Below are 15,410 nucleotides of genomic sequence, written 5' to 3' on the forward strand. Positions count from 1 at the left end.
TCTGGTTTGCTTTCCACCAGTTTAACATTCCCTTAATATTGCCCTGAAAACTTTGCTGTATTTTTGTACAATACCAATATGACCACCGCCTTAAAGGCTATTTATCACGAACTTACCTTTTATTCATGTTCGGCTTAGAAACGGATATTTTCATCCTCCTCTCCCTTTGCTTATTCGCCGCCTGTGCTTTTGAGTTTGTCAATGGTTTTCACGATACAGCCAATGCCGTAGCTACGGTTATCTATACCAACTCCTTGAAACCCAACGTCGCCGTTGTCTGGTCGGGCATCTGCAACTTTGCCGGGGTACTGCTCGGCGGTATCGGGGTTGCGATGGGTATCGTAAACCTGCTGCCGGTCGAAATGCTGATCGACCAAAACGTCTACCACAGTATCGCCATGGTGCTGGCCCTGCTGCTGAGCGCCATCGCCTGGAACCTGGGAACCTGGTATTTTGGACTGCCCAGTTCGAGTTCGCACACGCTGATCGGCTCTATTCTGGGTGTTGGACTGGCCTTTACGCTGATGCCGGAAAACAAGACCGGCGCTTCGGCCGTCAACTGGACCAAAGCCGCCGAAACCGGCCAGGCGCTGTTGTTTTCCCCGCTCTTCGGCTTCAGTATGGCCGTTGTGCTGATGTATGTGCTGAAGAAAACCGTCAAAAACGACGCGCTTTTCAAAGAACCCAAAAAGAATACGCCGCCGCCAACCTGGATTCGGGCGGTCCTCATCGCTACCTGTACCGGGGTTAGTTTCTTTCACGGCCAGAACGACGGCCAGAAAGGTGTTGGCCTGATTATGCTGATTCTGATTGGCATCACCCCGTCCTTTTTCGCCCTTAATACCGCAACAGACCCGACGGTGATCCGTCAGAACCTGCTGGCCATTGAGCCGGTGGTCTGCCGCATCGACTCGACGGGGCTTGGTTCGGAAGATGCCGGCCGGCTGCGGACCATCAAGATGGAAATCAACGACCTGCAGACGCTGCTGGCCCGTGCCTCCACCACGGAGGAAATCAGTGCCGAACACCGGATAGAAGTGCGTCGCGATGTGCTGCTGATCACCAATAACACCAAGAAGCTGATGTCCAGCGAGGACGTGAAAATCAGCGATGCCGACCGTAACATCCTGAAAAGCAATACGGACGAAAAGAATGGCCTGCGCCGCCTGACGGATTACGCGCCGACCTGGGTTTTGCTGATGGTCGCGCTGTCGCTGGGTCTGGGTACGATGGTCGGCTGGAAGCGGATTGTGATTACGGTCGGGGAGAAGATTGGTAAGCAGCACCTTACTTACGCCCAGGGCGCTTCGGCCGAACTGGTAGCGGCGAGCACCATCGGGATGGCGTCGCTGCTGGCGGTGCCGGTTAGCACCACGCACGTCCTGTCGTCGGGCATCGCCGGAAGTATGGTAGCCAGCAAAGGCATCAAAAACCTGCAGGGCGGCACCATCCGGAACATCGCCCTGGCCTGGCTGCTGACGCTGCCCGTCTCCATCCTGCTGTCCTTCACCCTATACATCTTCTTCCGCTGGATTTTATAATCAGTTAAGAATTAAGAGTTAAAAATTAAAAGTAGCTTCGCTTAATCAGGTATCCTGACCAGGCGAAGCTACTTTTAATTTTTAACTCTTAATTCTTAACTCCCCTATTGCATCCAGGTCAGTTTCTCCTTAGGGATGTTCTGTTCGATGGCGTCGCGGACTTTGTCTACCAGGGCGTCCACGTCTTCGTCGGGGCTGTATTCCATCGGCGGTTTGATGCGGATGGTCAGGGTCGTGTTGCGCTTTTTGAACCGCAGACCTTTCTTGTCAAAAGCCCGCCGAAAGCCGTTGATGACGATCGGCACCACAATCGGATTGCTTTCTTTGAGCAGATGCGCGGTTCCTTTCCTGACGGGCGCGTAGGGGCTCGTCGTGCCCTGCGGAAAGCTGACCACCCAGCCGTGTTCGAGCGCCTTGCCGATTTTATCGCTCGCCGAACGGTCGACCTCCCTTTTTACATCCTGTCCTTTGGCCCGCCACGAACGCTCGATCTGAATGGCCCCGCCCAGCGAGAAAAGCCGGGGAACGATGCCGCCTTTCATGGTTTCGCTGGCGGCTACGTAATAATTGCGGGCGCGGGGCGCCAGCAGGTAAAAAGGCGGAAAAATAGTGTTGCGGTAGTTCCACTTGGCGGCGCAGAAGATGTGATAAAACGCGATAACGTCCGCAAAGTAAGTCTGGTGGTTCGACAGGAAGATGACGTTGTTGATGGGCAGGTCCTTCAGGTGCTCCATGCCCTCAATTTTGATGCGGTTGTAGAGCGTGTAGCGAAAATAGGTAAACCAGCCAATCAGAGAAATCAGAATCCGTTTGATCAACAGCATGTTGCCAAACGGGTCTTTCTCAAAGAGGCCCAAAAAATCCAGCGAAGCCAGCGGCCCCGGAAGATAGCTGTATCGACTCGGTTCTTTTTCTCTCATCTCATTCTAAAGACCAACTAAGCGTAACAGGTAAAGCTAATAAATCAATACAATGTTTTCAATAAAAAATTATATTAGAGTTCAGGGATAACAAAGAAAAAGCCTGTAGAGGCTACTTCCAACTACAGGCGTACAAAATAATCGGCTTAAACCATCAGGCAACAGAAGAAGTCAGTTCCCGCATGCTTTTGAGTGTATCGTTCCACAGGGCCAGTCGGCTTTCCAGGGCCCGAACGACGGCTTCTTCGGCTTCCTGCCACTTCCGGTCATCATTACCGCAAAGCTCGGCGGTCATTTCTTTCGCGAGATGCGAATGGTGATCCCCATCCACTTCAATATGCCGTTCCAGGTAGTAGGTAAACAGCTGCAGCGCCTCGGGATGCGTGGTTTTCAAGCCGTTAACGATGGAATAAAACATATCCGGAATCAGGTCTTCGCGGCCAAACGTAAAGACCGCGGCCAACTGGTGCACTTCGCCGTGGCGAATCAGGTCGAAGGTAAAACCGGAGAAGGCACGGGCACCCGCCGGTACGCCTTCGTGATTTAGGGCGGTCTCAACGGTCCCGCCCTGCTGCAACCGTTCCAGCAGAGCTTTGATGGCCGACGTATCCGCCCCGGCCTGCTGCATGGCGTTCAGGTACAATTCGAAATGGCTCAACCGCTGCCCGTCGGGGTCTACGTCGCTTTCTTCCCCGACCACAATTTCGTTGATCAGGTAGCGGGTGTTGGCCGAACCGACCGGCACCCAGGGCACCTCCACGCAGGTCAGGCGGCGTTGCAGGGCTTTCAGCAGCGACATAAAATCCCAGACTGCCCAGACGTGTGACTTCATGAAGGTTTGTACGTCTTCCAATGTACCAATGGCTCCGTAAAGCGGGTGGGCAACCAATTGCTCGCGAATCGGCTGAATCCGGCCTATAAGGCCTTCAATCCGTTCATTTGGCATCATTATATTTTTTTTTGTGGGTAATTAATCCTTCACGCTAACGCCCTGTCAAAGCGTTAGGTTGCAACAAAAAAGAAAATTGACCGCTTTTGCCTATGGTAAACTTTACCTGCCCATTTTTTACAAGACCCATATTTTAACAACATCATGAAACGATTTACACTGGCAGGCATCGCCGCAATGGCACTTTTAATGGTTCAGACCGCAACCGCGCAGGTACAGGTGGGTATCCGGGTGGGTGCCAACTGGGGCGCTGTTTCCAAACCTGATTTTGCCGATAATTTCTCGCCTACCTTCCGGCTGTCGCCGGGACCTACCGGGGCGATTTTCCTTGAAGCACCCATCAGCGACCGCGTAGCGTTCCGGGCCGAGGCGCAATACATCCAGAAGGGCTTTGTGATTAATGAAGACCTTAATTTTAACATCGGGAATATCCCCATTCCCTTCGGCGCTCGGGTTTCGTACCAGACGCATTATGTCGAAGTGCCGCTGCTGCTGAAAGTGAACCTGAACGAAGGACCCGTGCAGGCGTATGTGCTGGCCGGCGGGGCGGCGGGTTATGCCGTCGATGGTCGGATCCGGACCCGTGCCAGCGGCCTCTTCCGGACCCAGAACGTCGATATTCCGCTTAATACCAGCAGCGGTCTCTTCAACCAGTGGGATTTCAGCGCCATCGGCGGTCTGGGTGTCAGTGGTGAAGTAGGAGCCGGACGGTTGTTCCTCGAAGCCCGTTACCAGCACGGTTTCTCCCGGAATTATGACCTGCCCGTGGTGCAGATGCCCATTCGCAACCGCGGCGTGAACGTGTCCGTTGGCTATTCGTTCCCGCTCAGCCGCTGAGAAGATAGTAGTTTGTGTGTTTAAGGGTTAAGGCGGTTTTAAACCGTTGGAGTTGAAACTGAAAAGTCCGGACCATTGGCCCGGACTTTTTTAATTTCAGCCGTGTGTAATTTTTAAAATCTACGGCTTAGCGGGCTACCAGCGTTTCGGTGGAGGAGAACGCCTGTTTACCGCTGTCGAGGAAATTCACAAAATTGTTTATGTCCAGGTCGTAGTTTTTCGGCTGAACGAGCAGTTTGCCGTCCGCGTCCACGATGCAGTAATGCGGCTGGGCATTGTTGTTATACTTCGTAATCTGCAAATCCGCGTTCTGGGCACCGATGGTCGTTTTCTGCTTGCCGTCATAGGCTGACTTGTACCAATCGCTTTCCGGAAGTTCGGTCTTGTCGTCCACGTACAGCGCCACAACGACAAAATCGTTGTGCAGCCGGTTTAGCACCGGCTGTTCGGCCCAGACGCGGGCTTCCATCTCCCGACAGTTGACGCAGCCATGACCCGTAAAATCAATGAAAACCGGCTTGTTCACCTTTTTGGCATAAGCCAGCGCCTGCTTATAATCGTAGAAAGCTTCGATCCCATGCGGTGTCTTGTCCCGGAACAATTCCGCAAATTTCGGTACTTCTTGCAGGCTCGACGGGCCTGAGCCTACGCCGGAATTGGCCGCAAAGGCAAACGCCTGCCTTGATTGCGGCGGCAGATAACCCGCCAGTGCTTTCAGCGGAGCCCCAAACAAACCCGGAATCATGTACACCACAAACGAGAAGGTAGCAATGGCCAGCAGGAGCCGCGGAATGCTGATGGTCTTCACCTCACTGTCGTGCGGCAGACGGATTTTGCCGAGCAGATAAAACCCGATCAGCGAGAAAAGAACGATCCAGAAAGCCAGGAACACCTCGCGGTCGAGCAGGTTCCAGTGATACACCTGGTCGGCGATGCTCAGGAACTTGAGCGCCAGGGCCAGTTCCAGAAAGCCGAGGACCACTTTCACCGAATTCAGCCAGCCGCCGGATTTCGGCAGACTTTTCAGCCATTGCGGAAAGGCCGCAAACAGCGTAAACGGAATGGCAAAGGCCGACGAGAACGCCGCCATGCCGACAATCGGCTTCACGACTTCGCCGCCTGCGGAGGCCACCAGCAGGCTGCCGACAATCGGGCCCGTGCACGAAAACGAAACCAGCACCAGCGTAAAGGCCATGAACAGAATGCCAACTACACCGCCCCGTTCGGACTGGGCATCGGCCTTGTTGACCAGCGAACTGGGCAGGACGATTTCAAACAGTCCGAGAAACGACAGGCCAAACACGAAGAAAATAGCGAAAAACAACAGATTGGGCAGCCAGTGCGTGCTGACGAAGTTGGCAAAAGCAGGTCCGTTGATCCGCGAAACCAGCGTGCCGATCAGCACATAAATGCCAATAATGGAAACGCCGTACAGCAATGCCTTGGCAAAGCCGTGGTCCTGCTTCGTAAAATAACTCACCGTCATCGGAATGATCGGGAAGACGCAGGGCGTCAGCAGGGCGAGCAGACCGGACAAAAAGGCGGCAATGGCAAAACCCAGCAGGGATTCGGTGGGCTGGGCTTCCGGCGACGCGATCACTTCCGGAGCGTTTTCGGCGGTAGCGACGGCCGAATCCGGGTTGGAGGCGGGCGCTTCGGCGACTTCCACGTTGCCGGAATCGGTCGGGGAGGCGGAGGCTGCCAGGGGAGCCGCAGCCGAAGCGGAGACGGCCGAAGTCGAAGCCGCGGCGGTGGCACCGGCTTCCACCTTGATGTTATCGATGCGGAAATCGCTGGTTCCCTGAACACAGAGACCGTTTTTCTCGGAGCAGGTTTGGTAATCTACCGTGCCTTCCAGCACCGGGGCGGATTTTAAAACCTTGATTTTCTGAATAAAAATGCCTTCCCGGGTGAAATAGCGAATGTTTCCGCCCCAGACCTCTTCGTATTTTTCTTTGGGATTGACCGAGACCAGCTTGCCGACCAGTTGGTAGGTGTCGTTCGGTTTCAGCGTAATCGTCGTGAGCGTAGGCCCGAGATTGGGGTCCATGTCGCTGGAATACAGGTACCATTCGGGATCTATGGTCGCCTTGAGCCGGATATCCAGAACGTCACCCACCCGGGCCGTCGTTTGGGAAGGCTCAATCTGCCAGGTGGCGTGATTCTGAAATTGGGCGCTGGCTGTCAGCGACGTAACAAGCGCAGCAAAGAGAAGGAAAATTAGTTTAACGCGTTTCATAAGAACAAGACCGCACGGTGCCTGAAGCTACAACACCATTTTCACAAAAATATTTCCAAAAGTCGCGGTTTAACAAAAAAGCCCTTCGTTGGAGGGCTGGAGGGGAGAAAATAATGAACCGCGGCGGCGGACCGCAATGAATAATGAAGGCTCCGCCTCAATCCAATACGGATAAAGAGGTGGAGCCTTCATTATTCATTGATTAAAACAGCACCGGGTTTAGTTCGCTTTCGGGCTTTCCGCCGATGGGAAAGCTGTCCAGCCATTTCTGCCAGTCGGCCTGCTGGTAACTGTTTTTGGGGGCGGTGATGGTCTGGTCCTTGTCCATATAAATCATGGTCATGACCTTGCGCGGGGCGTTGGAGGTATTGGGACCGGCGCGGTGGAAGGTCCAGCCAGCATGGTAGCTCACCTCGCCCAGGTCAAACGGCGTGTCGTTGACCCGGAAGTTGAGCCGGGCCAGTTCGGCCGCCAGCAGTTTCTCGCTTTCATCGCTGATTTCCAGTTCCCGCCCAATTTCCACCTGCTGGCTGCCCTCGGCAAAGGCCAGCGGGCCCATCTCCATCGGCGTTTCCTGCAGCGGAATCCAGACCGTGACCGTGTGAGGTGAGGCCAGCGGCCAGTAAAACTGGTCGGCATGCCAGGGCGTGAAACCCCCGGACGGCTCCTTGTACAGCGCCTGGTCGTGGTAGAGGCGGACGCCCGAAACGCCCATCAGTTCGGCCGCAATCCGGGCCAGTCGGGGCGAAAAGACAAATTCCCTCACAAGGTCGTCCTCGCGCCAGAGGTTCATGATTTGCAGAAACGCCCGTTCGTAGGTCGTGCGCTCCTCCATGGGCTTGGTGAGCGTATTGAGCCGAATAACCTGTTCCGTGATTATTTCGCCGTAATACTGCAGAACTTCCGGGCTCAGCACGTTCTTAAGTTTGACATAGCCGTTAGTCCGGTAGAAGGTAATGGCTTCGTCGGACAGGTTAAAAGGCTTCGAAAGCTGCTGCTGCAGGGCGGCTTTATCAAACGTTGATAGCATAAAAGGGTTTAGGAATAGTACGGAGCAAAATTGGTTCTATGGTTTCTTGGAAACAATCAATACTTTTTCCAAATTATATACGATTTTGACAACAATTTACCCGTTGCCGGAAAACAGGGTAAAGAAGCGCAAGTTATGAAAGCTCTTTTCGAAAAAATTGAACTGGACGAACAGGCCTCTCTGCAAGTTAAACACCTGCACCTGCCTTATTTTGATTCGCCCTGGCATTACCACCCGGAATTTGAATTGACGTATATCCTGAACAGCCAGGGCCGACGTTTCGTGGGCGACCACGTGGAAGCGTTCGAGCCGGGCGATCTGGTGCTGCTGGGGCCAAATCTGCCGCATTTCTGGCGCAACGACGAGGAAATCATCACGGCCGACGACGAAGCGGAGGCGGTGGTAGTCCAGTTTGCCCAGTCGCTGGGCGAGGCGTGGCTGCCGCAGCTGCCGGAGGCGGGAATGCTGCGGACGCTGCTGGTCCGGGCGGGCCACGGACTGCGCTTCTGCCGGAAGACGGCCAGTCGGCTGCATAGCCATCTGCTCGAACTGACCACCCTGACCGGCTTTGACCGGCTTCTGGCGCTGCTGCACATTCTGAAGGAACTGGCCGCTGATCCGGGTGCGGTCATGCTGGCCAGTGAAGGCTACCAGCTGAAAGCCACGGAGGCCGAAACCGAGCGCATGAAGCGCGTGCTGGATTACATGCTTGCTCATTTCCGGGAAGAGATCCGGGTCGAGGATATTTCGTCGGTGGCGGGCATGGCCCCGGCCGCTTTCTGCCGCTATTTTCGTAAACGGACCCGCAAATCATTCATCGAGTATCTGAACGAACTGCGCATCAGCTACGCCCGGAAGCTGCTGTCGAAGGCCGACGTGAGCGTCAGTCAGGTAGGAATGGAGTGCGGTTTTAACAATATTTCGCACTTCCACCGCCAGTTCAAGCTCCGTACCGGCACCACACCCCTGCGCTTTCAATCCTTGCAGAAGGGATTGTAGGGGAGGGTTTGGAGTTTAGGGTCTGGAGTTTAGGGTTTAGAGTTGCTCCGCCGAATCGGACCGCCCTGGACTCTGAACCATAAACTCTAAACCATAAACTCTAAACTATAAACCCCAAACCCTAAACTTTAAACCCCATTTCCCCCTATCTTTGTACTCCGTAAATCAATCGTTTTTACCCCATTACTCGAAATAATATGTCAACGACTGCTACGTCTATCGCCCGCGATACGCAGGTATTTGACCTGATTGCCAAAGAGGCTCACCGTCAGGAGTCCGGTATTGAGCTGATTGCTTCCGAAAACTTTGTCTCAAAGCAGGTGATGGAAGCGGCCGGAAGCGTACTGACCAATAAATACGCCGAGGGCCTGCCGGGCAAACGCTATTACGGCGGCTGCGAGGTGGTAGACGAAATCGAGCAGATTGCGATTGACCGCCTGAAAGAACTCTTCGGTGCAGGCTGGGCCAACGTACAGCCGCACTCGGGTGCCCAGGCCAACACGGCCGTATTTCTGGCCTGTTTGAAGCCCGGCGACACGATTCTGGGTTTTGACCTATCGCACGGTGGTCACCTCACGCACGGTTCGCCCGTCAATATTTCGGGTAAATACTTCCGTCCGACGTTCTACGGCGTGGAAAAGGAAACCGGCGTCATCAACTACGATGTGGTGGAAGAAACCGCCCGGCGCGAACAGCCGAAAATGCTGATCTGCGGTGCTTCGGCCTACAGCCGCGACTGGGATTATGCCCGCCTGCGCGCCATCGCCGATTCGGTCGGGGCGCTGCTGCTCGCCGACGTTTCGCACCCGGCCGGTCTGATCGCCAAGGGCCTGCTGAACGATCCGCTGGCGCATGCCCATATCGTGACCACCACGACGCACAAAACGCTGCGCGGTACCCGCGGCGGTGTGATCATGATGCGCAACGACTTCGAAAACCCGTTTGGCATCAAGACGCCGAAGGGCGACGTCCGGATGATGTCGTCGCTGCTGGATTCGGGGGTTTTCCCCGGCACGCAGGGCGGCCCGCTGGAACACATTATTGCGGCCAAAGCGGTGGCTTTCGGCGAGGCGCTGACGGACGATTTCGCGGATTATGCGGCCCAGGTACAGAAAAACGCCCAGGCGATGGCCAGCGCTTTCCTGTCGCGCGGCTACCAGATCATTTCGGGCGGGACCGACAACCACCTGATGCTCATCGACCTGCGCTCGAAAGGCCTCACCGGCAAACTGGCCGAGAACACGCTGATCAAAGCCGATATTACGATCAACAAGAACATGGTTCCGTTCGACGACAAATCACCGATGGTCACTTCGGGCATGCGTGTCGGGACGGCCGCCATGACCACGCGCGGACTGAAAGAATCCGATATGGAGCAGATTGTCGTATATATCGACGAAGTCCTGATGAACCACGACAACGACGTGAAACTTCAGGCCATAAAAGAAGAAGTTAACAACTGGATGAAAAACTTCCCGTTGTACGCGTAGTTTTATAATTGCGAATGAGTGATTGAGCGAATGAGCGGTCCGCCGCCGCGGCGAATAGCTTCGCCGAAGTTAGAAAACTGTAAAGCTTTTTGCCGTTACGGTGGTCCGCCCATTCACTCATTCACTCATTCACTCATTCAAAATTAATGAAGCCCCTGGACCAACAATTGGAACACGAGATTGAGGACGGTAAGGAGATGACCTTCCTGGAGCACCTGGAGGAGCTTCGGTGGCATCTGATTCGGGCCGTTGGGTCAATCGCCGTTTTCGCCCTGATTGCGTTTGTTTTCATCCGCACCATCTACGACAAAATCATTCTGGCTCCGTCCAAACCCGATTTCTGGACGTACCGGATGATGTGTGAGCTGTCCAAAAAAACCGGTTATGCCGATCTGTGCGTGAGTCAGCTGAACTTCACGCTGCAGAGCCGCCAGATGGCCGAACAGTTTACGATGGCCCTGACTTCGTCGCTGATGATCGGGCTGATCGGGGCATTTCCGTACGCGTTTTACGAAGTCTGGAAGTTCATCGCGCCGGGCCTGCGCTCCTCGGAACGCCGGGCGGCCAGAGGGGCGGTTTTCTACGTGACGGCGCTGTTCCTGATGGGCGTGCTGTTTGGCTACTACATCGTGTCGCCGCTGGCCATCAACTTCCTGGCCAACTACCAGCTCGACCCGCGCATCGTCAACGAGTTCGACATCAGTTCGTACATCGGTACACTGGCGACCCTGACGCTGGGCTGCGGCCTGACGTTCCAGATGCCGATTGTGGCCTTTGTGCTGTCGAAAATCGGTTTCCTGACCCCGGCGTTCATGAAAGAATACCGCCGGCACGCGTTTGTCGTGATTCTGATTGTGGCGGCCATCATCACCCCCTCACCGGACATTTACAGCCAGATTCTGGTATCCATCCCGCTGGCGCTGCTGTACGAAGTGAGCATCTGGGTGTCGGGCTACGTAGAACGCCTGCGCCTGAAAGAATCGCAGGAAATGATGGAACGGGGGGAGTACGATGATTAGTTTATGGTTTAGGGTTTATAGTTGCTCCGCAGGTTTAGACGCAGCAGAGCAATCCTAAACTATAAACCCTAAACTATCACAACCATTACCTGCATGGAATACAATTTCAGACAATACCATTACCGCTCGATTAATGCGGCGAATGAGGAGGAGCGGGCGGCTATCAATCAGGAATTGAAAGATCTGTACGCCTCGCTGCCGGAGGAGGAAAAATCTAATTTTAACCGGCAGCTTCAGACATTTCTGACGAAGGAAATGGGGCGGCTGAAGTCGGATTACGAGTCTATCAAAGGCAGTGTCAGCGATAATTAATCAGCCTGGTCAATAAAAGAGAAATGCCATATCTACAGGGATATGGCATTTCTCTTTTATTGACTGTTGCGAATCAAGGCAGCGTAGAAGCGGACCATTTCGCGGTAATTCCGGACCGAAATCCGTTCGTTGGTGCCGTGAACGGTTGCCAGACTTGCCTCATCCATGCGGGTCGGCGCAAAGCGGTAGACGTTCGGCGTCAGGCCGGCATAAAACCGGGAATCCGTACCGCCCAGCATCAGAAAGGGCGTCACGATGACTTCCGGAAAAACGCTCCGGATGGTCCGGTTCAGGCGCTCGAACGCCGGGGCGTCCGGAGGCGAAATCGGGGACGGATTCCCATTCAGGCTGCGGAGCGGCTTTACCGCAATCTTCGGATTATCAATCAATTCCTCCACCCGCTGCTGCACCGACTCGGCAGTCTCGCCGGGCAGAATGCGGAAGTTGATCGTGGCCGAAGCATCGATGGGCAGCACATTGTCTTTCACCCCGGCATTGAACAGGGTGGGTGCGGTGGTCGTGCGCATGATGGCGCTACCGGAATTGGAACCTGCCAGAATGCGTTTGATGACCGGCCCGAAAAGCCAGCGGTTGGCAAAAACGAGCCGCTGCCCGAAGTCCATTTCGGGACCGATATAGTCGAACATGAGGTCAGCGCCGCCGTCGAGTCGCTCCGGAAACGGGTTTGCTTCCAGCCTGGCGACGGCCTCGGCGATCATGCCGATGCTGGTCTGGGTCGGGGGCATGGACGAGTGGCCGCCCTCCGAACGGGCGCTCAGCACGAGGCTTATGTACCCTTTTTCGGCGATGCCGATGAGCGCAACGGGCCGGGGCAGGGCCGACAGCCCGTCTGTTTTGATCGTTCCGCCCTCATCCAGCACGTACTCCAGTTGTACGCGCCGCTGCTTCAGCAGCCGGGCGATGCTCTGGGCGCCCCTGCGACCGCTGGCTTCTTCGTCCTGTCCGAACGCCAGATAGATCGTCCGTTCCGGCTGGAAACCCGTCCTGAGCAGGTGTTCCACCGCTTCAAAGAGGCCCATGACGGTGCTTTTGTCGTCAAGCGTCCCGCGGCCATAGAGGTAGCCGCCTTCCACCGTTCCCGCAAAAGGCGGGCGTTTCCACATCCGCTGGGTGCCCTGAATGACCGGCACCACGTCGTAATGACCCATGAGCAGCGCGGGTTTCAGGCTGGCGTTGCGGCCTTTCCATTCGTACAGCAGGCCGTAGCGGTTGACGGTTTCACGCTTCAACCGGCTGTGAACCAGTGGGAACGCCTGCTGGGTGAATTCCATAAACTGGTCGAACTGGGTGGTGTCTACCAGCGCGTAGTCGGTAAACGACACCGTCCGGATTTGCAGAGCGCGGGAGAAACGCTGAATGGCCGAATCCGACACGGCAACGGCCGGGGCGGGCGGCACATTCGTCAGTTGTTTTGAAGAAAAACGAAAAGTATTGAGCAGAAGAATGCCGATCAGCAGGAGCAGCGCCAGGAAGGCAATTCTAAGAAATCGTTTCATCGTTACGGTTGGTTCGGGGAGTCGCGGTCAGATCATCCCGCGGGCTTTTAATTCAAGGTATTTGTTGACTGTGTTGGCCGTCAGATTTTGCGGAGCCGTCAGAATAGCCTGAATGCCGTGGCGCTGCAATTCTTTCACAATCAGCTTTTTTTCGTAAAAAAACTTTTCGGCGATGGTCTTCTGATAAACCGCTTCGGTGTTTTCGGCAGGCTCGGTCAGCAGGCTTCTCAACTCGGTATTTTCGAAGAAAACAACAATCAGCAGGTGGTCCTTGGCCAGACGGCGGAGGTACGGCAATTGCCGGTGCAGGGCATTAAGCGTTTCAAAATTCGTGAACAGCAGCAGCAGGCTCCGCTGCCGGATGTGCGTCCGGACACTGGCGTAGAGCGTTTCGTAATCCGTTTCGAGAAAGCGCGTTTTCTGTTTGTAAAGCACTTCCAGAATGCGCATCAGATGTCCGGAACGACGCTCCGCCGGGACCATCTGCCCGATACGGTCCGAAAAGGTGAGCAGACCGGCGCGGTCCTGTTTCAGCAGGGCGATGTTGCTCAGGACCAGCGAGGCGTTGATGGCGTAATCCAGCAGGGTTAGTCCCTCGAACGGCGATTTCATGACCCGTCCCTTGTCGATCAGGCAATACACGGCCTGCGAACGTTCGTCCTGGTAGGCATTGACCATAAACGAAGCGCCCTGAGAATCGGTGCGGCGGGCGGTGGCTTTCCAGTTTAGCGTCCTGACATCGTCGCCGGGCACGTAGGGGCGCACCTGCTCAAACTCCATGCTGTGGCCTAGCCGCCGGATGCGTTTGATGCCGACCTCGGTGAGCCGGTTCGAAATGGCCAGCAACTCGTATTGCCGCATTTGCAGAAAGGAGGGATAAACGGCCACCAGTTTGTTCTGTGAAAAAGAGTAGCGCCGTTTGAGCAGCCGCAGCGGACTTTGCGCGTACACATTGACGACGCCAAAACTGTATTCGCCCCGTTTTACCGGCCGCAGTTCGTATCGGATCGTTTTCGGCTCGTTGGACTTCAGGGACACGGTAAACAGCACATCCCGCCGCTGAAACTGGAACGGAATTTCGTCGATGACTTCCAGCCAGACCCGGAACGGATAGCGATTTTCGAGGTAAATGTCCACCGGGTTTTCGTCGCCGTTGGAAAGCCGTTCCGGTACGTCGCGGCGGGCAAAGACGCCCGCCGGAGCGCGGAAAAGCAGCAATCCATCCAGCATCAGCAGCAGCCCGAAGACCAGCAGACCCAGCTGCACCAGCGGAAACAGCCCCGGCAGCGCGTACGCCGCCACAAACGCCAGCACAAAGGCGATCAGAACGAGCCAGACGAGGCGGGAAACGTAGAGGGACTTCAAGGGATTTTTCAGAAATTCAAAATGCTGTAATCAATTACGAATTAAAAATTACGAATTACGGCCGGGGAAGCGACCGCTTACGAATTACATGGCCCTACACATCATGTCACGTAATTCGTAATTATTTATTCGTAATCAATAGAATTCTCATTCTATCCTATCTCGGTACTTCAATCTTCCGCACTACTTCCGCAATGACTTCGTCTGCCGTGCCGCCTTCCATTTCGCGCTCGGGCGTCAGGATGATGCGGTGGCGCAGCACGGGCGCGGCCAGTTCCTGCACGTCTTCGGGTGTCACGAAATCGCGGCCGCGCAGGGTAGCCAGGGCTTTGGCTCCGTTGAGCAGGGCGACGGAGGCCCGCGGAGAGGCCCCCAGGTACAGCGACTTGTTGGCCCGGGTACTTTGCACAATCTGCGCCATGTAGGCAAACAGGTGGTCCTCCACGTGCACCCGGTGGACCTGCGCCCGGAGAGCCGTGAGCTGGTCGGCCGTCAGTACGGACTGCACCGCTTCGAGGGCATCCGTCAGGCTGCGGCGCTCGTGGTGGCCGCGCAGGATGTCCACCTCCTCTTCGGCGCTCGGGTAACCCATGATGATTTTGAACAGAAACCGGTCCAGCTGCGCTTCGGGCAGGCGGTAGGTGCCTTCCTGCTCGACGGGGTTCTGCGTCGCCAGCACCAGAAACGGCTCGGCCAGGCGGCGCGTGGTGCCGTCGGCCGTTACCTGCCGCTCTTCCATGACTTCAAACAGGGCCGCCTGCGTCTTGGCCGGAGCCCGGTTGATTTCGTCGATCAGCACGATGTTGGCGAAAACCGGACCGGTACGGTATTCAAAATCGGCCTGTTTCGGATTGTACACCGACGTTCCCAGCACATCCGACGGCATCAGGTCCGGCGTGAACTGAATGCGGCTGAACTCGATGGAAATGGTTTTGGCCAGCAGCTTCGCCAGCAGGGTTTTGGCTACTCCGGGAACGCCTTCAATCAGCACGTGCCCGTCGGCCAGCAGCGCCGTCAGCAGCAGGTCAAACGGCTGCTGCTGGCCGATAATCACTTTGCCGATTTCGGAACGGATGGCCTCCACGGCGGTTTTGAGTTCGGTAAGGTCTATGCGGGATTCGAACATGGGATGTTGGGGTTAACCACAGAGTTATGGCACAGAGGGTCACAGAGTCATTAACCTTTGTATACC

At 55.5% G+C, this 15,410-nt stretch carries 13 protein-coding genes; 6 read left to right on the forward strand and 7 right to left on the reverse strand.

Annotated elements, in window-relative coordinates:
• The first annotated feature begins 125 nt into the window (after positions 1-125).
• Positions 126-1,541 (forward strand): inorganic phosphate transporter, encoded by a 1,416-nt coding sequence (locus tag ORG26_RS13065; protein WP_266362408.1) that lies wholly within the window; start codon positions 126-128, stop codon positions 1,539-1,541.
• A gap of 104 nt (positions 1,542-1,645) precedes the next feature.
• Here the strand turns inward: ORG26_RS13065 and ORG26_RS13070 are convergent, their stop codons facing one another.
• Both ORG26_RS13070 and ORG26_RS13075 read right to left on the reverse strand, forming a co-directional pair.
• Positions 1,646-2,461, reverse strand: coding sequence for a lysophospholipid acyltransferase family protein (locus ORG26_RS13070; protein WP_266362410.1), 816 nt, complete (start codon positions 2,459-2,461; stop codon positions 1,646-1,648).
• Between the two features lie 154 nt (positions 2,462-2,615).
• Complete coding sequence (locus ORG26_RS13075; protein WP_266362412.1) at positions 2,616-3,410, reverse strand: DUF3050 domain-containing protein; 795 nt, start codon at positions 3,408-3,410, stop codon at positions 2,616-2,618.
• 144 nt (positions 3,411-3,554) lie between these two features.
• On the opposite strand from ORG26_RS13075, the gene ORG26_RS13080 reads away from it, so the two are divergent.
• Positions 3,555-4,247, forward strand: coding sequence for a porin family protein (locus ORG26_RS13080; RefSeq protein ID WP_266362414.1), 693 nt, complete (start codon positions 3,555-3,557; stop codon positions 4,245-4,247).
• 127 nt (positions 4,248-4,374) lie between these two features.
• Here ORG26_RS13080 and ORG26_RS13085 read toward each other — a convergent pair whose 3' ends face one another.
• Entirely contained in the window at positions 4,375-6,486 is a 2,112-nt protein-coding gene (locus ORG26_RS13085; RefSeq protein ID WP_266362416.1) for a protein-disulfide reductase DsbD family protein, read from the reverse strand.
• A 202-nt stretch (positions 6,487-6,688) separates the two neighbouring features.
• On the reverse strand, positions 6,689-7,516 hold the full coding sequence (locus ORG26_RS13090) for a phytanoyl-CoA dioxygenase family protein (RefSeq protein WP_266362418.1): 828 nt from the start codon (positions 7,514-7,516) through the stop codon (positions 6,689-6,691).
• A gap of 135 nt (positions 7,517-7,651) precedes the next feature.
• Here ORG26_RS13090 and ORG26_RS13095 point away from each other — a divergent pair, with 135 nt between their 5' ends.
• From ORG26_RS13095 to ORG26_RS13110, 4 genes are all read left to right on the forward strand, one after another.
• Positions 7,652-8,515, forward strand: coding sequence for an AraC family transcriptional regulator (locus ORG26_RS13095; RefSeq protein WP_266362420.1), 864 nt, complete (start codon positions 7,652-7,654; stop codon positions 8,513-8,515).
• A gap of 197 nt (positions 8,516-8,712) precedes the next feature.
• On the forward strand, positions 8,713-10,005 hold the full coding sequence (locus ORG26_RS13100) for a serine hydroxymethyltransferase (RefSeq protein ID WP_266362422.1): 1,293 nt from the start codon (positions 8,713-8,715) through the stop codon (positions 10,003-10,005).
• A gap of 146 nt (positions 10,006-10,151) precedes the next feature.
• Positions 10,152-11,024, forward strand: a complete 873-nt coding sequence (gene tatC, locus ORG26_RS13105; RefSeq protein ID WP_266362424.1) for a twin-arginine translocase subunit TatC — start codon at positions 10,152-10,154, stop codon at positions 11,022-11,024.
• A gap of 93 nt (positions 11,025-11,117) precedes the next feature.
• Positions 11,118-11,336 carry a hypothetical protein gene (locus tag ORG26_RS13110; protein WP_266362426.1) on the forward strand — a complete coding sequence of 73 codons (219 nt, stop codon included), beginning with the start codon at positions 11,118-11,120 and terminating at the stop codon, positions 11,334-11,336.
• A gap of 56 nt (positions 11,337-11,392) precedes the next feature.
• On the opposite strand, the gene ORG26_RS13115 is transcribed toward ORG26_RS13110, so the two are convergent.
• The 3 genes from ORG26_RS13115 to ORG26_RS13125 all read right to left on the reverse strand — a co-directional run bounded on the left by ORG26_RS13115 (position 11,393) and on the right by ORG26_RS13125 (position 15,344).
• Positions 11,393-12,853, reverse strand: a complete 1,461-nt coding sequence (locus tag ORG26_RS13115) for a M20 family peptidase (protein ID WP_266362428.1) — start codon at positions 12,851-12,853, stop codon at positions 11,393-11,395.
• Between the two features lie 27 nt (positions 12,854-12,880).
• Positions 12,881-14,218 (reverse strand): DUF58 domain-containing protein, encoded by a 1,338-nt coding sequence (locus ORG26_RS13120; RefSeq protein ID WP_266362430.1) that lies wholly within the window; start codon positions 14,216-14,218, stop codon positions 12,881-12,883.
• 157 nt (positions 14,219-14,375) lie between these two features.
• Positions 14,376-15,344, reverse strand: coding sequence for an AAA family ATPase (locus ORG26_RS13125; protein ID WP_266362432.1), 969 nt, complete (start codon positions 15,342-15,344; stop codon positions 14,376-14,378).
• Positions 15,345-15,410: the final 66 nt, after the last annotated feature.

This window comes from Tellurirhabdus rosea, assembly GCF_026278345.1.
Classification (GTDB): Bacteria; Bacteroidota; Bacteroidia; order Cytophagales; family Spirosomataceae; genus Tellurirhabdus; species Tellurirhabdus rosea.